Source organism: Polynucleobacter sp. UB-Piko-W3 (genome assembly GCF_018881635.1).
Lineage (GTDB): Bacteria > Pseudomonadota > Gammaproteobacteria > Burkholderiales > Burkholderiaceae > Polynucleobacter.
On the sequence record NZ_JACVPY010000002.1, the window covers coordinates 178,054 to 199,225 of the forward strand.

Consider the following 21,172-nt stretch of genomic DNA (forward strand, 5'->3'; position numbering starts at 1 on the left):
ACGCAATTAAGCAATGAGTTGCTCAAGTGTTTTGCGATAAATATTTTTGAGTGGCTCGACATCATCAACGATGACGCACTCATTGATTTTGTGGCTAGTCGCATTGAGGGGGCCAAACTCTACAACCTCTTTACAAATCTTCGCAATGAATCGTCCATCACTAGTACCGCCAGTAGTCGATAGCTCCGTATCTACTTTAGTTTCTGCTTTGATGGCCTGACGCAATGCGCTAGCTAGGTCACCATCTCCCGTAATAAAGGGACTGCCACCCAATACCCAATCAATTTCGAAATCAAGGCCAGCGTTATTCAAAATCTTCTCAAGACGCTCACGTAATTGCTCTGGCTTACTCTCAGTAGAGAAGCGGAAATTGAAGTCCATTGTTAATTCACCAGGAATCACATTATTTGCACCAGTGCCTGCGTGAATATTGGAGATCTGAAAGCTAGTAGGCTGAAAATATTGATTGCCTTTATCCCACTCGGTTTCTACTAAGGCAGAGATGGCGGGTGCCGATAAGTGAATCGGATTCTTGCCTAGATGCGGGTAAGCAATATGAGCCTGAATGCCTTTAATTTTGAGCTTGCCAGATAAAGAGCCACGACGACCATTTTTAATTATGTCGCCAAGTTGCTCAACAGAAGTAGGCTCACCGATCACACAATAGTCTAGGTGTTGCCCTTGTTTTTGCAAACGCTCACACATAATGACAGTGCCATCATTCGCAGGACCTTCTTCATCACTGGTGATTAAGAAAGCAATAGAGCCTTGATGATCAGGGTGTGTAGTAACAAATTCTTCGGTTGCCACTACAAAACCTGCAAGAGAGGTTTTCATGTCCGCTGCGCCACGACCATAGAGCATGCCATCACGAATTGTGGGAGTAAATGGATTGCTATCCCACTTTTCCAATGGTCCGGTTGGCACAACATCCGTATGACCAGCAAACATCAATACTTTGCCTTGGTCGCCAGATTTACCTTTTTTAATTGCCCAGAGATTAGTTACTTGAAAGTTCTCAGGACCACTCACAACACTCTCAGTATGAAAACCAAGAGCTTGTAAGCGATGAGCGATTAATTCCTGGCAACCACCATCAGCCGGGGTGACGGAATGGCAAGCAATCAGAGCTTCTGTCAGCTCAAGGGTGGCGCTCATTAAATTTAGTCGCGGAGCAATTCGTTGATAGCAGTTTTCGCTCTGGTTTGTGCGTCCACCTTCTTCACGATGACGGCAGCATATAAGCTGTATTTGCCGCAAGCAGAAGGCAGAGATCCAGGAACAACTACAGAGCCTGCAGGAACGCGGCCATAGTGAACTTCACCCGTTTCACGGTCATAAATCTTGGTACTTTGACCCAGGTAGACGCCCATGGAAAGAACGGAGTTCTCTTCGATAACTACGCCTTCAACTACTTCGGAGCGGGCGCCGATAAAACAGTTATCTTCAATAATGACTGGACCAGCCTGGATGGGCTCTAAAACACCACCGATGCCGACGCCACCGGAAAGGTGAACATTTTTACCAATTTGAGCGCAAGAACCTACAGTTGCCCAGGTATCCACCATGGTGCCTTCACCAACATAAGCGCCAATATTGACGTAGGAAGGCATTAGAACTGCATTTTTGCCAATAAATGAGCCGCGACGGGCTATTGCGGGGGGAACAACTCGAAAGCCACCAGCAGCAAAATCGGCTGCAGTGTAGTCCTGAAATTTGCTAGGTACTTTGTCATAGAACTGGGTATAGCCACCAGCACCCATAGGGACGTTGTCCTCTAGGCGAAAAGAGAGCAAAACAGCCTTTTTAACCCACTGATTGACATCCCATTTGCCAACGCTACGGCGTTCAGCAACGCGAATAGTGCCAGCATTCAGGCCCTCTAAGACCGCATTTACGGCATTACGGACATCCCCTGGAGCGGTATCTGGGGAGAGGTTTGCGCGGTTTTCCCAGGCTTGTTCAATGATGTTTTGTGGTGATTGGCTCATGCTTTTTAGTTAACTATCAGATTGTTAAGGGGTTTTGTCCCTGGAGGTCGATTTATCATTATATCGATGGGCAGAAAACGCGTCTAAGTAGTCCCAAGCTTGCTATCATCTTCCCACTTCAGCTTTAATTAATTACCCCCTTATTTAACCCCCTTTTTCCCTGCAAAGTACGCCGTGCAACTGAAATCCATCAAACTTTCCGGCTTTAAGTCTTTCGTTGACCCAACCCATTTTGAAATGCCTGGCCAATTAATTGGCGTTGTAGGGCCTAACGGTTGCGGAAAGTCGAACATTATTGACGCTGTCCGCTGGGTTTTAGGAGAATCTCGCGCTAGTGAACTGCGTGGCGAATCGATGCAGGACGTCATTTTTAATGGCTCTGGTTTGCGAAAGCCATCTGGCCGTGCCAGCGTGGAATTGATTTTTGATAATTCTGAGGGGCGCGCTCAAGGTCAGTGGAGTGCTTTTACAGAACTCGGAATCAAACGCGTTTTGACTCGTGATGGCAACTCTAGTTACTACGTTAACAATCAAGTCGTTCGTCGTAAAGATATTCAAGATATATTCTTGGGCACTGGTATGGGTCCAAGAGGTTACGCCATTATTGGTCAAGGAACCATTAATCGAATTCTAGAAGCAAAGCCTGAAGAATTGCGTGTCTTCTTGGAAGAAGCTGCTGGTGTTTCTAAATACAAAGAGCGTCGTAAAGAAACGGCATCACGCTTAGAAGATACTGTAGAAAATTTAACTCGTGTTGAAGATATTTTGCGTGAGCTCGATCAGCAATTAACGCGTTTGGAAAAACAAGCTACAGTTGCTGAGCGTCACGCAGAGCTCTCAACACAAATGAAATCACAGCAGCAGTTGCTGTGGTTTGTACGTCAAACTGAGGCTGGTAAAGAGCAAGAGCGTCATGCTAACAGTATTCGCGATACTCAGGTTAGTTTGGAAGAGCAAACTGCTAAGTTGCGCCATTCTGAGGCTGAATTAGAAACCATGCGTACCCAACAGTATGCATTGCAAGATAAGGTTTCTCAGGCTCAAGGTGATTTGTATCAAACCAACTCTGATGTGAGTCAGGTCGAGTCCCAGATTCACTATGTGCAAGAAGCACGTCAACGTTTGCAGCAACAAACTATCGATTTACAGGCGCAGTTACAACGTTGGACTATTCAAGAGACTGATGCTGCACAAGCGCAACGTACTACCGAACATGAGTTATCTCTTGCAACAGAAAAAGAGCAAACCCTCTTGGCGGATCTGAATGGTTTACAAGCACAGATGCCAGGGCGTGAAGAGGCTTATCAAACATCTACTCGCGACCTCAATAATGCGCGCGAAAGTTTGGCATCCATCGAGCAGCGTTTAGCAAGTTTGGGTGAGCGTATTCGTGCGATGTCTGCACAATCGGATGAGCTTAAAGGGCGCGAGACTCGTCTCACTAGCGAATTAGATGGCATGCGCAGACCCGATGCAGAGGCTTTGCAAACCTCGATTGATCGCCAGGTCATGGCGCAGCGTAAGGTTGATGAGGCTAAGCAGAGCGCGGCTGATACGCAACAACGCGTTCCAGCTGCTGACGAGGCACGGAATGCCGCACAGCAAAAGGTCCAGATTGCAAATCAGGATCTTGCGCAAACTGAAGCGAAGTTAACGGCACTGACTGCTTTGCAAGCTAGCGTTCAAGCGCAAGGTAAGATTGGACCATGGTTAGAGAGTAAGGGTCTTAAGGAGAGCAAACGTCTCTGGCAAGAGTTGAAGGTTGAAAGTGGCTGGGAAGCTGCTTTGGAATCCGTATTGCGTGAACGCTTGGCTGCAGTAACAGCAAAGAGTATTCAAGAAACATTAGCTTTAGCTAATGATGCTCCCCCAAGCCGTTTAGCGATTTTGCTCACTGAAGAAATAACCCCTGCGCATACCAATGTGCCTGCCGATTTCACACCACTACTGACGCGCGTGCAAAGTGCTGGCGCAGCAAGGCTGACTTCTGTATTGCAAGAATGGTTAGACAATATTTATATTGCTAGCAGCCTAGAAGATGCTTTGCATCGTCGCGAGAAATTACCCGCTGGCGGTGCTTTTGTTACTCAGCAAGGCCACTTAGTGAGCCGTGTCAGTGTTCAACTCTATGCTGCAGACTCTGAGCAAGCCGGTATGTTGGCGCGCGCTCAAGAGATGGAAAGTCTTGAGAAGCAATTACGCGCTCAAAAACTCATGCAAAGTGAGTTGCAAAGCGAATTGGATCAGTGTGTTGCAAATTATCAAGCTGCACACCAAGCAGCAGAGCAGGCCCGCATCAATGCTGAGCATACTGTGCAAGAAGCGCATGGTTTCGAAGTGGAAAGAATGCAGCTCACCCAAGCTGAAGAGCAATACAGCCAGCGTGCCGCGCAAGTTCAAAGCGAGTTGTCAGAATTGCATCAGCAGATGGAGCAATTAGGTACGAATCAGGCTCAATCAAGCGTGGAGTTAACCCAATCAGAACTTTCTAAACAGGGACTGCAAGATTCTCTCCAGGCAGCCCAAGAAAAATTAGAGCTGACCACTCAAGAGCGTGATCACTTACGTGAATCTCTTCGTGCTGCTGAGATGGCAGCTCAAGAAGCGGCATTTACAACTCGCTCATTGCAGCAACGTATTACTGATTTGCAACGTGATCAAAGTACAGCGCGTACCCAGATCATGGAGATCCAAGATAAACATGACTTAGCCACGCAAGAGCTAGCAACTTTAAGTGATGAAGAAGCGCAAGATAAATTGCAAGGCTTGTTGTTGGCCCGGAGTGCACGTGAGGCTTCCCTTGCGAATGCACGTACTGAACAAGATGCTTTATTGCATCAACTGCGTGAAGCTGATGAAGCCCGTATGCAAATAGAGCGTGGCTTACAGCCAATGCGTGACAAAGTAGTTGATTTACAGTTACGTGAACAAGCTGCCCGCTTGAACTTCGAGCAATTTGCAACATTATTAGCGGATGCTGAAGCTGATCTCATTGCCTTGGAGGCAAATTTCAACTCAGACTTGAAAGTGGGCGCATTACAAACGGAAGTGAATCGCTTGAATACTGAAATTCAATCCTTGGGCCCAGTGAATATGGCTGCTCTTGATGAGTTAGCTAGCTCACGTGAGCGTAAGCAGTTCTTAGATGCCCAATCTGCAGACTTGAATGAAGCAATGCAGACTTTGACAGATGCGATTGCGAAGATTGATGCTGAAACTCGCGACCTCTTGCAGGGTACTTTTGATCAAGTCAATATCCATTTTGGAAAATTGTTCCCAGAGCTCTTTGGTGGTGGTCATGCTGAACTAGTGATGACTGGCGAAGAAATTTTGGATTCAGGTGTTCAGGTTATGGCGCAACCTCCAGGTAAGAAAAACAGCTCTATTCATCTACTCTCTGGCGGTGAAAAAGCATTGACTGCAATTGCTTTAGTTTTCTCACTCTTCCTCCTCAATCCTGCCCCATTCTGCTTGCTAGACGAAGTGGATGCTCCATTGGATGATGCGAATACTTTGCGCTATGCAAAGATGGTATCCAAAATGTCAGAAAAGACACAGTTTGTGTTCATCTCACATAATAAGATCACCATGGAAATTGCTCATCAACTGATTGGTGTCACCATGCAAGAGCAGGGTGTATCCAGAATTGTGGCAGTAGATATCTCATCTGCTGTATCGATCGTGGAGGCCGCCTAAGTGTACGTAGAACAAATCATGACGAGTTTAGGTTTGTCCGATTTGCAATTTGCATTAGCTTTCATTGGCTTACTAATTTTGATATTAGTAGTCATTCTTAATTTTAAATACGCACGTGCTCGTCGCCAAGCAAAAGAGCAAGTTCAATTGAGCGATGATCACTTTGGTCGCGATTCTAGCTTTACCGCTGGTTTTGCTGATCCACAGATAGTTCGCGCCGAGCCAAGTTTTACACCTATTCCAACAGCGCTTTCTAGTGCACAGAAATTTACTATTGATCCCCGCATTGATTGCGTCATCACACTTCGTTTTGATCAGCCTATTGCTGGATCAGAGATTTTAGAAGAGATTCATGAGTGGATTGAAGCTCAATTAGCAGCTAGCTCTAGATGGGTATGTGAAGGTCTCAATGCTGCCCAAGGGACCACAGAGGGCTGGGAAGTCCTCAAACCTGGATCGACCTATTCAGAGTTGCAGTTAGCAATCCAATTGGCAAGCCGCCGTGGTGCTATCGGAGTATTGGAGTTATCTGATTTTTGCTCACGTGCACAAGCACTTGCGGAGACTTTGGGCTCTCAAATTGATATGCCTAGTGTGACCACAATGCTGGAAAGCGCCAAAGAGCTAGATGTGATGGCCGCTGATAGCGATATCCAACTGAGCATTAATGTTTTATTTGATGAACCATGCCCATGGGGTAACTTTGACGCCCTGATGCGTCGGTGTGGTTTTAAATTAGCTCGTAACGGCAGGCAATTTGAGTTCTTTAGTAATGGGTCGCTTGTCTTTAATAGCGCTGATTTAGATCCCAATTCACCTGTATCACAATTGACCTTATTGCTTGAAGTTCCATTAGTCTCACGAGAAGAACGTGCCTTCGAAAGAATGTTTGGCGAGGCCGTTAAGCTTGCTCAGGCTGCACATGGCCGTATAGTAGACGACAATGGTATTAACTTGAGTGAGGCTGCGGTAGTGAGTATTCGTCAGCATCTTGATCTTCTTTACGTCAATCTAGAAAAGTCTGGAGTTCCCGCTGGATCTTCTACGGCCAGCAGACTCTTTAGCTAGGGAATTACCTTGTCGTCTAATAGTCCGACAAATTTAGCGGAGCGCTATGCATTCTTGCAGGCAGAGCTTGCCCGCTTAGAGCATGCCTATTACGTGCTTGATAACCCACTTCTGCCCGATATTGAGTATGACCGCCTCTATCGTGAGCTATTGAATATCGAGGCTGCTCATCCCGAATGGATTACTTCAGAATCACTATCGCAAAGGGTAGGCGGCACCGCGCTAAAAGAGTTTGATTCTGTAACTCATGAAGTGCCGATGCTCTCTCTGAATAATGCGTTTGAAGAAGCTGAACTGGCCGCCTTTGATCGTCGTTGTCGTGAAGGCTTAAATCTAGATCACGTTGCTTATGCTGGTGAGCTCAAGTTTGATGGCTTGGCTATCTCGCTGCGTTATGAAAATGGCTCTCTAGTAACTGCTGCCACACGTGGTGATGGCGCCAGTGGCGAAGATGTCACAGCAAACATTAAAACCATTCGCGCCATTCCTCTGAAACTCACTGGTAAGAATATCCCGAAAGTATTAGAAGTTCGTGGTGAAGTCTTTATGTATCTTAAGGACTTCGAGAAGATGAATCGAAAGGCAGCAGAGTTGGGGGAGAAAGAGTTTGCTAACCCCCGAAATGCAGCGGCCGGTAGCTTGCGTCAATTGGATTCGAAGATCACCGCAAAAAGACCACTCTCTTTCTTTGCTTATGGCTTGGGAGTAATAGAGCCTCAATCTTGGCTTCCAAAAACTCATGAAGAGTTACTCAACGCCTATGTAGGGCTGGGATTACCTGTCTGTTCAGAGCGCAGAGTACTGAACTCGGTGCAAGACATCCTTCATTTTTACAATGAGATTGGTGAAAAACGAGACTCTCTCCCATACGATATCGATGGCGTAGTCTATAAAGTCAATTCGTTTGCAGAGCAAACTAAGCTCGGTTTTGTATCTAGAGCCCCTCGATTTGCATTGGCTCACAAGTACCCAGCACAAGAAGCGATCACTACTGTCTTAGGGATTGATGTTCAGGTGGGACGCACAGGTGCAATTACTCCAGTCGCTAGATTGGCGCCAGTCGAAGTGGGTGGGGTAACGGTGACCAACGCCACGCTTCATAACGAGGATGAAGTAAAGCGTAAGGATGTGCGTATTGGAGATACCGTTTCTGTACGCAGGGCAGGCGATGTGATTCCAGAAGTCGTTTCAGTCATTAAAGATCGCAGGCCTACCAACACAATAGAGTTTGTCATGCCAAGCAAGTGCCCAGTATGTGATTCACATATTGAGCGTTTGGCTGATGAGGCGGTGGCTCGCTGTAGTGGTGGTTTATTTTGTGGGGCGCAACGCAAACAAGCATTAATTCACTTTGCCCATAGAAGGGCGCTCGACATCGAAGGGCTAGGCGAGAAGATTGTGGATCAATTGGTTGATCAAAATCTGGTGAGGACCCCAGCAGATCTCTATAGATTGGGGTTTACTGCTCTAGCCAATCTTGAACGCATGGGTGATAAGTCTGCAGATAATCTGATTGCGGCAATTAACCAGTCCAGAAACACTACCTTAGCCAGATTCATCTTCGCTTTGGGTATTCGTCATGTGGGCGAGACCACAGCAAAAGATTTAGCGAATCACTATCAGTCCATGCATGCCGTAATGGATGCTGGTACGGAAGACTTGCTCACAGTGAAAGATGTTGGGCCAGTAGTGGCTGACTCCATCACCAGCTTTATGCAAGAAGCGCATAACCGTGAGGTCATTGAACAGCTTCTAGCCTCAGGAATGCAGCTTGCTGTAGAAGAAAAAGTGATTAGCGCAGCAGTAGCGGGTAAGACCTTTGTTCTGACGGGTACTTTTCCCACTTTGACAAGAGATGAGGCAAAAGATCTATTGGAAAAAGCTGGCGCTAAAGTGGCTGGTTCAGTTTCTAAGAAAACGGACTACGTTGTTGCTGGTACTGACGCAGGAAGTAAGCTCACCAAAGCAGAAGAACTGGGCGTAGCGGTGATTGACGAGGCTGCAATGCTCCATTTATTGAAATAAGATGCTTTCTCCTATGAATTCATTACATCAAAACTTTTCTCTAAAGGCTCAATCCTGGGATAGCTTGGGGCCAATTTCTGATCAAGAAAAGCAAGTTCGGATTGATTTAGCAACAGCCTATCAACTAGCGCATCTCAAAAATTGGGATGACGGAATCTATACCCATATATCAGCAGCGATCCCAGCCGAAGAAGGTGCTTATTTGCTCAATCAGTTCGGACTACGCTTTAATGAAGTCACTCCGCAGAATTTGGTGAAGGTCAATATTGAAGGCAAGATATTGTCTGGTGATGGCCCAGTCAATCAATCGGGTTTTGCAATTCATGGAGCAGTACATGCAGCAAGGTCAGATGCGCATTGTGTATTCCATTTGCATGCAGATTCTGTGATTGCTGTATCAGCCCAGAAGCAAGGGCTATTACCGATTTCACAACATGCCTTGCGTTTCTATCAAGATATGGGCTACCACCCATATCAGGGCTTAGCCCTTTCATCGCAAGAGCAGACTGCATTGATTGCAAACTTAGGCAATAAAAAGGCCGTACTTTTGCATAATCATGGCAGCATTGTTTGTGGGACATCTATTCAGCAGGCATTTTATTTAATGGATGTACTGGATAAGGCCTGCAATATCCAGCTGCTAGCTGGGTCTCATGGGGAACTGGTTAGTCCACCCGCAGCCATCTGTGAATTAACCTACGAGCAGCTTTGTAGTGATGGTGATCAGGAGGGTCAGCTAGAATGGCCCGCATATCAACGTGTATTTATGAATCATTAATCGGAGGTAAAGATGCCAGTCATTCAAGTTCAATTATTTGAAGGTCGTACAGAGGACGTCAAGCGTGAGTATGCAAAAGCCATTACTGAGGCTGCTGTCAAAATTATGGGTTGCTCTGCTGAGTCTGTAGATGTGATCTATCAAGACATTAAAAAATCAGATTGGGCTACTGCAGGTAAGCTATGGAGTGATTAGTTCCAACTTGTATTCATCCAATCCCCATGCATTGGGGATTTTTTTATTCAATGTGATCTGGGGGAAGGCCTTTCCACCACTCCCCCTTAAATTGACCCTGTAACCAGTCAATACATTGACTCACTTTAGTGGGTACATGTTTAGGCGAAGAAAATACTGCATGCATTTCTTGGCTTGGCAGTAACCAGTCTTCCATTACTGGTTGTAACACTTGATCTTGAATTGATTGATGGGCAACGTAGCAGGGTAGCGCCGCTAAGCCCATTCCTGCTCTAGCTGCCGCGAGAATGGAAGAAAGGTTATTCGAAATAAATGGCCCCCTCACTTCAACAACTTCAGTTTGATTTTGGGGATTCGTAAAGCTCCAGCGATGATCGCTTTGCGCTGTTGTATAGATCAGGGCACGATGCTTTTTGATATCTTCTGGCACTTTAGGTGCTGGATGTTCTTGAAGATATTTGGGATTGGCAACCAAGATCCAAGGATTCATGCCGATGAATCGCGAGCCTAATGAGGAGTCAGGCAGATTCCTCATTCGGATTGCTAAATCTACTCCTTGCTCAACTAGGTTGATGTAGCGATCATCCATACTCAAATCTACTTCTAGCTCAGGATGGTGCGACATAAATTCTAGGATGGAGGGCGTTAGTACCCGGCGCCCAAAAGCAACTGAAGAGCTGATCGTTAATTTGCCACGAACTTTGGATTGCATTAATGAGGCGAGATCGTCAGCCTCGTTAATTTCTTGAGAAATGATTTTGCATTTTTCGTAGTAGAGCTTGCCAATTTCAGTTGCCGTAACTCCACGTGTGCTGCGATGCAGCAATAGAGTTCCTAAACGTTTTTCCAGGCTAGCTACAAATTTCGTTGCCGTTGGCTGGGTAATACCCAAGTCCTCAGCGGCCTTGCTAAAGGAGCCTGTTTCAACAATGCGGATAAATAGAGATATGCCTTGGACGCGATCCATAGTGCTGTTTAAGGGTTTTGATGCGCTATTTTTACACTATTCCATGGTGGAATACTAGATATAGATTTGCTGATCTTCCCAAAAAGGGCAAATTTCACCATCATTGCGCCTACAACAACATTGGGAGGCAAATCATGGCAAAAATGAAGGCAGCAATGGCAGCGGTTTTGGTGATGGAAAAAGAGGGCATTACTACTGCCTTCGGAGTACCTGGTGCTGCAATTAATCCGCTCTATGCGCAACTTCGTGAACGTCAGTCGATTACCCATATTTTGGCGCGCCACGTAGAAGGTGCATCACATATGGCCGAAGGCTATACCCGTGCGAAGGCTGGCAATATCGGCGTCTGTATTGGTACATCTGGCCCTGCTGGAACCGATATGATCACCGGCTTATATTCAGCGAGCGCTGATTCCATTCCGATTCTTTGCATCACAGGCCAAGCGCCACGCGCACGTTTGTACAAAGAAGATTTCCAAGCTGTTGATATCGAAAGTATTGCTAAGCCTGTAACTAAATGGGCTGTTACCGTTCGTGAGCCAGGGTTAGTGCCACGCGTATTTCAACAGGCATTTCACATCATGCGCTCTGGACGTCCAGGGCCAGTGTTGATCGATTTGCCAATTGATGTTCAGATGGCTGAGATTGAGTTTGATATCGATACTTATGAGCCATTAGCGGTTTACAAACCTACACCAAGCCGTAAGCAAATCGAAAAAGCGATGGAAATGTTAATGACTGCTGAGAAGCCATTGATTGTGGCTGGCGGCGGAATTATCAATGCAGATGCTTCTAAGCTATTAGTAGAGTTTGCTGAGTTGATGAACATTCCAGTTATTCCAACCTTGATGGGTTGGGGATCAATCCCGGATGACCATCCATTAATGGCTGGTATGGTCGGCTTGCAAACTGCGCATCGCTACGGCAATGCAACCATGTTAGCTAGCGACTTTGTATTAGGCATTGGTAACCGTTGGGCGAATCGCCACACTGGTTCAGTTGATGTTTACACCAAAGGTCGTAAGTTTATTCACGTGGATATTGAGCCCACCCAAATTGGTCGCGTATTTACGCCTGATTATGGAATTGTTTCCGATGCCAAAGCAGCTCTTGAGTTATTTGTTGAAGTTGCTAAAGATTGGAAGGCAAAAGGCAAACTTAATAATTACGGTGATTGGGTAAGTCGTTGCCAAGAGCGTAAGAAGCTCATGTTGCGTAAGACTGATTTTGATAACATTCCAGTTAAACCACAACGTGTTTATCAGGAAATGAATACTGCATTTGGTCGCGATACTATTTATGTGACCACCATTGGTTTATCGCAAATTGCAGGCGGACAGTTCTTGCATGTGTATGGCGATCGCCAGTGGATTAACTGCGGACAAGCTGGCCCATTAGGTTGGACTATTCCTGCTGCTCTGGGTGTATTGGCTGCTGATCCCACTCGTACCGTCGTCGGCTTATCAGGTGATTACGACTTCCAGTTCTTAATTGAAGAGTTGGCTGTAGGTGCGCAATTTAAATTACCTTTAGTAATGGTGCTGGTAAATAACAGTTACCTTGGCTTAATTCGTCAGGCGCAACGTGGATTCGATATGGACTACTGTGTACAGTTAGCCTTTGACAATATTAATGTGGACGATACAACCCTTAAAGGCTATGGCGTTGATCACGGTAAAGTAGTTGAAGGTTTAGGCTGCAAATTACTGCGTGTGAGCGATCCTGCCAAGATTAATGGTGCTTTAGTTGAAGCGCAGAAGATGGCTAAACACTTCATGGTGCCAGTAGTAGTTGAGGTGATCATGGAGAAGGTAACCAATATTGCGATGGGTATGGAGATTGACAATATCAATGAATTTGAAGAAGTTGATTGCCGTCACCCAGCTGGTCGTGAGGGCCTACAAATGGCCGGTCTCTTAGACTAAGCATTCATGTAGTTTGCATTACCGGAGCCCAGATTAAAACCTGGGCTCTTTCTTTTTGTGGGTGATTAAGCCCCCAAAGCCTCAAGCAACTCTGTCTCTAACTGGATCTGTAATTTAGGATTCTTACCTAAGTTAGCAGCATCGAGTAGTAATACATCTTCCACTCTTTCGCCAAGTGTATTGATGCGTGCGGTATGAATCGATACCTGATGTTTGGCTAGAACTCTAGAGATTGTGTAGAGCAAGCCGGTACGGTCACTGGCAGATAGCGCGAGTGTGTAATATCTGCCGCGATCATCTGGAACCATATGAACGCGTGGTTGAATCGGGAAGGTGCGTGACTGCCTGGAGAGGCGACCCATGCTTGGGTTAGGCAAGGGGTCTGCATTGGTTAGGGCAGCGGTCAACTCAAACTCAACTAGTTGAATGATGTCTCGATAGCTACCGCCCTCATCTACCAAGGTGCTGCCAGATATTTGGAAGGTATCTAAAGCATAACCATGACGTGTTGTATGAATGCGGGCATCCCAAATTGAGAAACCATGTCGTTCAAAGTAGGCGCAGATTCTAGCAAAGAGGTCTTCTTGGTCTTTCACGTAGACAGCAACTTGTAATCCTTCGCCAATCGGCGAGAGTCTGGCACTAACGATCGCTTTATCGCTGTTGACCTTGTTATACAGATGTCGTGTGAGCCAAGCAATATCTGATGAATCCTGTCTTAAGAAGAACGCGACATCTAGTTGCTTCCAGAGCTCTTCATAGGACTCATCATCAATGCCATAGAGACGCAATTTAGCTCTAGACTCTTCTTGATGTTGGGCTAGCTCTGAAGATGCATCAGGTTTAGCTCCACCCAAGACTCTGAGTGTGGCGCGATAAAGGTCTTCTAAGAGCTTACCTTTCCAGGCATTCCAGACCTTAGGACTGGTACCACGCACGTCAGCTACGGTTAATAAGTAAAGTGCAGTCAGGTGGCGTTCATCACCTACTTTTTTGGCAAATGCTCTGACGACATCTGGGTCAGTAATGTCTTGCTTCTGAGCTGTCTGGCTCATATTCAGGTGTTCGGCAACTAGCCACACTACGAGCTCAGTATCTTTTTTATCTAAACCATGTTCTTTAGCAAACTTACGGACATCAGCTCTACCAAGCTCTGAGTGATCGCCGCCGCGGCCTTTGGCAATGTCATGGAACAGGGCGGCTATTACTAATAACCATGGCTTTTCAAAGTGAGCAATGAGGCCACTGCAGAAAGGAAATTCATGGGTATGCTCGATTACCATGAAACGACGTACATTGCGAAGGACCATCAGAATATGTTGATCCACTGTATAGACATGAAATAAGTCATGTTGCATCTGTCCAACAATTCTTCTAAAGGCGGGCAGGTAGCGACCTAAGACGCTAGTGCGATTCATGAGCTGAAATGCGCGAGTAACACCATCAGGTTGTTTCAGTAGCTCCATAAAAAGCGCTTTATTAACTGGGGCTGCGCGCCATTTACTATCCATTTTTTGACGAGCGTTATACAAGGCTCTAAAAATAGTCGCAGAGAGACTCTTCACATTGGATGTTTGAGCAAATACCAAAAAGGTTCGCAGAATTTGCTCAGGATGTTTTTGGTAAAGCTGCGGATCAGTAATATCCAGAACCCCTTGTCGCTCAATGAAATACTCATTCCCTTCACCAGGAATGGTATGAGTTGTTTTCGACTCTTGTGGAAATAGGAGCGCTTCAATGTTTTGTAAAAGCACATCATTGAGTTGATTGACCGCTTTTGCAGCCCAGTAGTAGCGACGCATAATCGCTTCACTGGCTAGTCGAGAAGATTCTTCTTCAATACCCATGGACTTGGCTAAGGCGGTCTGTAAATCAAAGACAATCACATCTTGCCTTCGCCCTGCCAGTAAATGGAGGTTTGCCCGCAGCGTCTCTAAAAAACGCTGATTGCGGTTCAGTTCGGTGAGCTCACGTTGGGTTAATAAGCCTGCTTCATTTAAGTCCTTAAAAGTATCGCCTAGTAATGCTGCTTTACTAACCCACGAAATGATTTGTAGATCTCGCAATCCACCGGGACTCTCTTTGCAGTTGGGCTCTAGCGAATAGGGCGTGTCCTGATATTTATAGTGCCGCTGAATTTGCTCTGCCAGCTTTGCCTGGAAGAAGGCCTTGGGATCCATGGCGGCTTCAAACGCCTTTGTGAATTCTTTTAACAGCGATCTTTTACCGCAGATGAATCGCGCCTCAAGTAAAGAAGTGCGTACAGTGATATCTTGCTCGGACTCCGAAGTGCATTCAGCAACTGTCCTTACTGAAGAGGCAATCTCTAGACCAGCATCCCAGCAGCTAGCAACATATTGCTCAACCTTCTTCGATAAGGATTGGGCCAACTCAGTATTTGTGGGAAGTAATATGAGGATATCAATATCAGAGTAAGGGAATAGTGAGCTTCTACCGTACCCCCCAACTGCAAGCAAAGTAGCGTCATTATTTAAACCACAATCGCTCCAAAACTGAGTGAGAAGCTGATCTGTGACTTTGCTTAACTGCTTTGTTAGTTTGCCAACAGCTTGAGTTTTTTTAAACTCCGTGTAGGCAGTATCTCGTGCAGTGCGCAGACTTGCAGCATCGGTAATTTGATTTGTCTCTTGCTGCAAATCGCTCATAGATTTAAGCGCTAGCTAGCGATGGTCTAAAAGAAAGACCTTTGACGCAATCAGGCGCAGGATTGCTACCTTCAGACCAGGTTAAGACCTCAACACCAGTTTGTGTAACTAGAAGGGTGTGTTCCCACTGTGCGGACAGGCTGCGATCTTTTGTTTTGACTGTCCACTGATCTGGCATCGTGCGAATATCACGACGGCCAGCATTAATCATCGGTTCGATTGTGAAAGTCATGCCAGCAACGAGTTTTTCACCCGTACCAGGTTTTCCATAGTGAAGAATTTGCGGATCTTGATGAAATACTTTGCCGATGCCATGACCACAATACTCACGCACTACTGAGTAGCCAGATTTTTCTGCATGAGTTTGGATCACATGACCAATATCACCGAGTGATGCTCCGGGTTTAACCTCTGCAATACCGAGCCACATACATTCAAAAGTAATTTGGGTAAGACGTTTTGCCATGACAGAAACTTCACCCACCATGAACATTCGACTGGTGTCGCCGTAATAGCCATCGGGAGTAATCACCGTGATATCTAAATTAACAACATCACCACTCTTTAAAACTTTGTCACCCGGGATGCCATGACAAATTACATCATTGACTGAGGTGCAAATAGAGGCTGGAAATGGTGGGTAGCCAGGAGGCTGGTAGTTGAGTGGTGCGGGAATGGTCTTTTGGACATCGCGCATGTACTCATGGCAAATTCGGTCTAATTCTCCGGTGGTCACTCCAGCTTTGACATGGGGCGCCACATGATCCAAAACTTCGCTAGCCAAGCGTCCAGCTTCGCGCATTCCAAGGATGTCTTTTTCTGCAGTAAATACACTATTCATTCCTTGATTATCAACGACTTGGATAGTTTTGACTCGGCGAGATTGCTTAAAATTTAGGCAAGTGCCTACTTTGGAAGGTCTCTAGCGCTACTTTTATGCCTCTTTACCTTGTCTGATGCTGGGCTAGGGCTAGCTAGAGCATTGATATTTAAGCTATAATTTTGGTCTCAGGTCTTTTTTGGACTTGAAATCGCAAGTTGAGCCTTCCAGGGTGGCGTTTTTTAGCGCAGCTAGGACTCAACTTTAGAACCAACCCTTAGGAGAAGTTATGTCAGTAACGATGCGTCAAATGCTGGAAGCCGGTTGCCATTTTGGTCACCAAACGCGCTTCTGGTCCCCAAAGATGGCCCCATTTATTTTCGGTCATCGCAACAAAATCCACATCATTAACTTGGAAAAAACATTGCCAATGTTTCAGGACGCCCTGAAATTTGCAAAACAAGTTTCTGCTAATCGTGGCACGATTTTATTTGTTGGTACTAAGCGTCAATCACGCGAGATCATTGCTGAAGAAGCAACTCGTGCTGGTATGCCTTATATCGATAGCCGTTGGTTGGGCGGTACTCTCACCAATTTCAAAACAGTTAAAGGCTCCCTCAAGCGCTTGAAAGACATGGAAGTTGCTAAAGAAGCAGGCGACTGGGAAAAGCTTTCTAAGAAAGAAGCCTTGACTAATGACCGTGATCTCGACAAATTGCAAAAAGCACTTGGCGGTATCAAAGATTTGAACGGTGTTCCTGACGCTATTTTTGTAGTGGACGTCGGTTATCACAAGATTGCGATAACTGAAGCTAACAAGCTTGGCATTCCAGTCATTGCTGTTGTAGATACCAACCACTCGCCAGAAGGTATTGATTACATCATTCCTGGTAACGATGACTCTAGTAAAGCGGTAACCCTTTACACGCGCGGCATTGCCGATGCAATCTTAGATGGTCGTGCAAATGCAGTTCAGGAAGTATTGACTGCCATTAAAGAGGGTGAAGAAGAATTTGTTGAAGAAGGGAAAGCTGAATAATGGCCGCCATCACAGCTGCAATGGTTGGCGAGTTACGCGCCAAGACTGATGCTCCAATGATGGAGTGCAAAAAGGCTTTAACCGAGGCTGATGGTGATATGGCACGTGCAGAAGAAATTCTGCGTGTAAAGCTGGGTAGTAAAGCTGGTAAAGCTGCTTCTCGTGTCACTGCTGAAGGTATTGTTGCTTCATTCATCAACGGTAATAACGGTGCCTTACTTGAAGTGAACTGCGAAACCGATTTCGTTTCTAAGAATGACGATTTCTTGGCATTTACAAACGATTGCGTCAAGTTGGTTTCTGAAAAGAACCCAGCTGACGTTGCTGCTTTATTGGCATTGCCACTCAACGGTAAGACGGTTGATGAAGTTCGTAGCGCATTGATCGGTAAGATCGGTGAAAACATCATGCCGCGTCGCTTTAAGCGTTTTGCTGGAAGCAGTAAGTTGGTCTCCTATCTCCATGGCACCCGCATTGGTGTAATGGTTGAGTTCGAAGGTGACGAAACTGCCGCTAAGGATGTAGCAATGCATATTGCTGCAATGAAGCCTGTGGCTCTATCTACGGCCGATGTTCCTGCTGAATCTATTGCGATTGAGCGTAGCGTTGCTGTACAGAAGGCTGCTGAATCTGGCAAACCACCAGAAATCGTCGAGAAGATGGTTGAAGGTTCTATTCAGAAGTACCTCAAAGAGGTTTCTTTGTTAAACCAAACTTTCGTGAAGAACGACAAGCAAACTGTTGAGCAAATGCTCAAGGCTGCAAATACAACAATCAAGGGTTTCACCATGTTTGTTGTAGGTGAGGGCATTGAGAAGCGTCAAGACGACTTTGCGGCTGAAGTTGCTGCTCAGGTAGCTGCTGCCTCTAAAGCGACTGCTTAATTAGCCATCTTGGGGCATTCCCCAGTTGGTCGGTAATACCCAAAAGGGCATAGAAACTCAGGTTTCTATGCCCTTTTGTTTGATCTTTCCCAAGCCCTTTATAATTTAGCCAAGATATTAAAAAGTGCTTAAAGATCAATAAGCTAAGTAAGTAAATTACTTGGCAAATTACGGAAAAATAAAAATATGCCAGCCTATAAACGCGTCCTCCTCAAACTATCTGGTGAAGCCCTTATGGGTGATGATGCTTTTGGTATCAACCCAGTAACCATTGATTCCATGGTTGCAGAAATAGCTCAAGTGGTCAGTAGCGGCATTGAGCTGGCTATTGTGATTGGCGGGGGCAATATTTTCCGAGGTGTTGCTGGTGGTGCTGCTGGTATGGATCGGGCTACTGCAGATTACATGGGTATGTTGGCCACCATGATGAATTCCCTCGCATTACAAGATGCTTTGCGTCAAAAAGGTGTTGAAGCGCGAGTGCAATCAGCCCTTCGAATGGATCAAGTGGTTGAGCCTTACATTCGTCCGCGTGCAATTCGTGCGATGAGTGAAGGTAAGGTAGTGATCTTTGCGGCCGGTACAGGCAATCCATTCTTTACAACCGATACAGCAGCTGCTCTGCGCGGTGCTGAGATGGGTGTCGATGTCATGCTGAAGGCGACCAAGGTCGACGGCATTTATAGTGCTGATCCCGTCAAAGATCCAACGGCAACTTTATATAAGACCATTACATTTGATGAAGCAATCATTAAAAACTTGCAAGTCATGGATGCCACTGCATTTGCTTTATGCCGTGACCGTAAATTACCGATCAAAGTATTTTCGATTCTCAAGCCAGGTGCACTCATGCGCGTAGTAAATGGTGAATCTGAGGGTACTTTGGTACACGCTTAATAGGAGGCCTGATGTCTGCAGCAGAAATTAAATCCACCACCGATCAAAAGATGCAAAAGTCTCTTGAGTCTTTGAAAAGTAGTTTGGCAAAGATTCGCTCTGGACGTGCTAATCCTGGAATTTTGGAGCACATTCAGGTGGATTACTACGGTAATCCAACGCCATTGAGTCAAGTTGCCAGCTTAGGCTTAGCTGATGCCCGCACTATTAACGTTCAGCCATTTGAAAAGACCATGGTTGCTGCCATTGAAAAGGCGATTCGTGATTCTGATTTAGGCTTAAACCCAGCATCACAAGGCACCGTGATCCGTGTGCCAATGCCTGCTCTGACTGAAGAGCGCCGTCGTGAGTACACCAAGGTTGTGAAGAGTGAGGGCGAAGATACCAAGATTGCTGTCCGTAATTTACGCCGTGATGCCAATGAGCATTTAAAGCGCTTAACTAAAGATAAAGAAATTTCTGAGGATGATGAGCGTCGTGCTACTGAGGATATTCAGAAGATGACAGACAAGGCTGTGATCGATATTGACAAAATTGTTTCTGAAAAAGAAAAAGAGATCATGACGGTTTAAGAGCCCGATTGAATTTAATTCTGTCATGACCCAACACCTCAGTTCAACCCAAGATATTCCAGAGTTCAGTACGATTCCTCGCCATGTGACAATCATCATGGATGGTAACGGTCGTTGGGCCGGCAAACGCATGATGCCTCGTGTAGCGGGGCACTCTGAGGGTTTGTCTGCGGTTCGTAAGATTGTTCAAGAGTGTCACCGCAGCGGTGTTCAATACCTGACTATTTTTGCGTTTAGTTCTGAGAACTGGCGTCGCCCTCCAGAAGAAGTCGGTTTTTTGATGAAACTATTTCTTAAATCCCTGAAAGGTGAGATCGCTCGCCTTGTAGAAAATGATATTTGTTTGCGCGTGATTGGTGATTTGAGTCGTTTTGATCCAGCCATCCAAGAAATGGTTCGGTTTTCCGAAGAAAAGACTGCTGGGTGTAAAGCGATTACCTTAACCGTTGCTGCGAACTATGGTGGCCGCTGGGATATCTTGCAAGCCATGCGCCGTTGCCTAGAAGTTAATCCTAATCTGAAGCCAGAGCAAGTGACCGAGGAGCTGCTTGCGCCCCATCTTTCAATGGCCTACGCTCCAGAGCCAGATTTATTTATTCGTACCGGTGGCGAGCAGCGTGTGAGCAACTTCTTGTTGTGGCAGCTGGCTTATACAGAGCTGTATTTCACGGATGTTTTATGGCCTGAGTTTGATGAGCTTGAGCTGCGTAAGGCGTTTCATTGGTTTAGTCAGCGTGAGCGCCGCTTTGGTCGCACTAGCGCTCAGCTTGCATCGCAAGCCTTGAGTGACGCAGTCTGATTCTTTTAGTAGATCACCCATGCTAAAAACCCGAGTGATTACTGCCCTTGTTCTACTAGCAGTACTCTTACCCATCCTATTTCTACTGCCAGCTATTTATATCGGCGCATTCTTCTTGGCAGCCTTATTAGCCGCCGCATGGGAATGGAGCACCTTACTGGCTCCGCAAGCTAGGCGGGCTGCTTGGCTCTATGCATTATTTTGCTTGGCCATCATTTTATTTCTGTTAGGCATGCAAAACGCATCTTGGCAATTTGCATTACTGCTCTTATCGGTCATTTTTTGGTTCTTTGTGGCGCCATTTATTTTGGCAAAAGGCATCAACCTTTCTTTACAAAAATTACGCCCATTTTATGTGGTACTCGGTTTAATTTTATTTCCGGCAACTTGGTTTTCACTAGTCTTCTTGCGGGAACTCGGCTTGGTATTTTTGTTAACCAGTATCGCTTTGGTTTGGGTTGCTGATATTGGCGCTTACTTTATTGGTAAGGCATTTGGTAAGCGCAAGTTGGCTATCCAAATCAGTCCCGGTAAGTCGATTGAGGGTGCTATTGGCGGTCTTGTACTTTCTTATGGCTATGCATTGCTCTGCGTGATCTATTTGCCTTTTGAATCTACTCTATTTGGAGCTTGGGCGATTCGTTTTGGCTGGGTAGCAATGTTTTTGATGGTGACGGTCTTAGTGGCCTTCAGTATCTTTGGCGATCTATTTGAGTCTCAGTTAAAGCGTTTGGCTGGAGTAAAAGATAGTAGTCATTTGTTGCCTGGGCATGGTGGCGTTCTTGATCGCGTTGATGCATTGATTCCAACAATGCCAATTGCAGCACTACTAGCAGGATTTGTGTGATGA

General features: G+C 45.9%; 17 protein-coding genes. 12 read left to right on the forward strand and 5 right to left on the reverse strand.

Features of this window, described 5'->3' with window-relative positions:
• Positions 1-6: 6 nt before the first annotated feature.
• Positions 7-1,158: a succinyl-diaminopimelate desuccinylase gene (dapE, locus tag ICN31_RS01190; protein WP_216257806.1), complete on the reverse strand. Its 1,152-nt coding sequence runs from the start codon at positions 1,156-1,158 to the stop codon at positions 7-9.
• Between the two features lie 5 nt (positions 1,159-1,163).
• Positions 1,164-1,991 (reverse strand): 2,3,4,5-tetrahydropyridine-2,6-dicarboxylate N-succinyltransferase, encoded by an 828-nt coding sequence (gene dapD, locus ICN31_RS01195; protein WP_088524567.1) that lies wholly within the window; start codon positions 1,989-1,991, stop codon positions 1,164-1,166.
• Positions 1,992-2,165: 174 nt separating this feature from the next.
• On the opposite strand from dapD, the gene smc reads away from it, so the two are divergent.
• The 5 genes from smc to ICN31_RS01220 are packed head-to-tail and all read left to right on the forward strand — an operon-like array spanning position 2,166 to position 9,753.
• Entirely contained in the window at positions 2,166-5,687 is a 3,522-nt protein-coding gene (gene smc / locus ICN31_RS01200; RefSeq protein WP_216257809.1) for a chromosome segregation protein SMC, read from the forward strand.
• On the forward strand, positions 5,688-6,755 hold the full coding sequence (locus ICN31_RS01205) for a cell division protein ZipA C-terminal FtsZ-binding domain-containing protein (protein ID WP_370624251.1): 1,068 nt from the start codon (positions 5,688-5,690) through the stop codon (positions 6,753-6,755).
• Between the two features lie 9 nt (positions 6,756-6,764).
• Positions 6,765-8,780, forward strand: a complete 2,016-nt coding sequence (gene ligA, locus ICN31_RS01210; protein WP_216257811.1) for an NAD-dependent DNA ligase LigA — start codon at positions 6,765-6,767, stop codon at positions 8,778-8,780.
• A 13-nt stretch (positions 8,781-8,793) separates the two neighbouring features.
• Positions 8,794-9,558: a class II aldolase/adducin family protein gene (locus ICN31_RS01215; protein ID WP_216257813.1), complete on the forward strand. Its 765-nt coding sequence runs from the start codon at positions 8,794-8,796 to the stop codon at positions 9,556-9,558.
• Between the two features lie 12 nt (positions 9,559-9,570).
• Positions 9,571-9,753, forward strand: coding sequence for a 4-oxalocrotonate tautomerase (locus ICN31_RS01220; RefSeq protein ID WP_088524572.1), 183 nt, complete (start codon positions 9,571-9,573; stop codon positions 9,751-9,753).
• A gap of 43 nt (positions 9,754-9,796) precedes the next feature.
• Here ICN31_RS01220 and ICN31_RS01225 read toward each other — a convergent pair whose 3' ends face one another.
• Positions 9,797-10,720: a LysR family transcriptional regulator gene (locus ICN31_RS01225; RefSeq protein ID WP_216257816.1), complete on the reverse strand. Its 924-nt coding sequence runs from the start codon at positions 10,718-10,720 to the stop codon at positions 9,797-9,799.
• A 134-nt stretch (positions 10,721-10,854) separates the two neighbouring features.
• On the opposite strand from ICN31_RS01225, the gene gcl reads away from it, so the two are divergent.
• On the forward strand, positions 10,855-12,645 hold the full coding sequence (gene gcl / locus ICN31_RS01230; protein WP_216257818.1) for a glyoxylate carboligase: 1,791 nt from the start codon (positions 10,855-10,857) through the stop codon (positions 12,643-12,645).
• Between the two features lie 65 nt (positions 12,646-12,710).
• Here the strand turns inward: gcl and ICN31_RS01235 are convergent, their stop codons facing one another.
• Both ICN31_RS01235 and map read right to left on the reverse strand, forming a co-directional pair.
• Entirely contained in the window at positions 12,711-15,311 is a 2,601-nt protein-coding gene (locus ICN31_RS01235; RefSeq protein ID WP_216257820.1) for a [protein-PII] uridylyltransferase, read from the reverse strand.
• 4 nt (positions 15,312-15,315) lie between these two features.
• Entirely contained in the window at positions 15,316-16,152 is an 837-nt protein-coding gene (gene map / locus ICN31_RS01240; protein WP_216257822.1) for a type I methionyl aminopeptidase, read from the reverse strand.
• 268 nt (positions 16,153-16,420) lie between these two features.
• Here map and rpsB point away from each other — a divergent pair, with 268 nt between their 5' ends.
• The 6 genes from rpsB (at position 16,421) to ICN31_RS01270 (ending at position 21,169) form a co-directional block, all read left to right on the forward strand.
• Positions 16,421-17,170 carry a 30S ribosomal protein S2 gene (gene rpsB / locus ICN31_RS01245; RefSeq protein ID WP_216257824.1) on the forward strand — a complete coding sequence of 250 codons (750 nt, stop codon included), beginning with the start codon at positions 16,421-16,423 and terminating at the stop codon, positions 17,168-17,170.
• Entirely contained in the window at positions 17,170-18,054 is an 885-nt protein-coding gene (tsf, locus tag ICN31_RS01250) for a translation elongation factor Ts (RefSeq protein ID WP_216257827.1), read from the forward strand. Before rpsB ends, tsf begins: the two co-directional genes overlap by 1 nt.
• A gap of 186 nt (positions 18,055-18,240) precedes the next feature.
• Entirely contained in the window at positions 18,241-18,951 is a 711-nt protein-coding gene (pyrH, locus tag ICN31_RS01255; protein WP_088524579.1) for a UMP kinase, read from the forward strand.
• An 11-nt stretch (positions 18,952-18,962) separates the two neighbouring features.
• A complete protein-coding gene (frr, locus tag ICN31_RS01260) occupies positions 18,963-19,523 on the forward strand; it encodes a ribosome recycling factor (protein WP_216257828.1) in 561 nt (186 codons plus the stop codon).
• A 25-nt stretch (positions 19,524-19,548) separates the two neighbouring features.
• Positions 19,549-20,322, forward strand: coding sequence for a polyprenyl diphosphate synthase (uppS, locus tag ICN31_RS01265; RefSeq protein WP_216257830.1), 774 nt, complete (start codon positions 19,549-19,551; stop codon positions 20,320-20,322).
• Between the two features lie 19 nt (positions 20,323-20,341).
• A complete protein-coding gene (locus ICN31_RS01270) occupies positions 20,342-21,169 on the forward strand; it encodes a phosphatidate cytidylyltransferase (protein ID WP_216257832.1) in 828 nt (275 codons plus the stop codon).
• Positions 21,170-21,172: the final 3 nt, after the last annotated feature.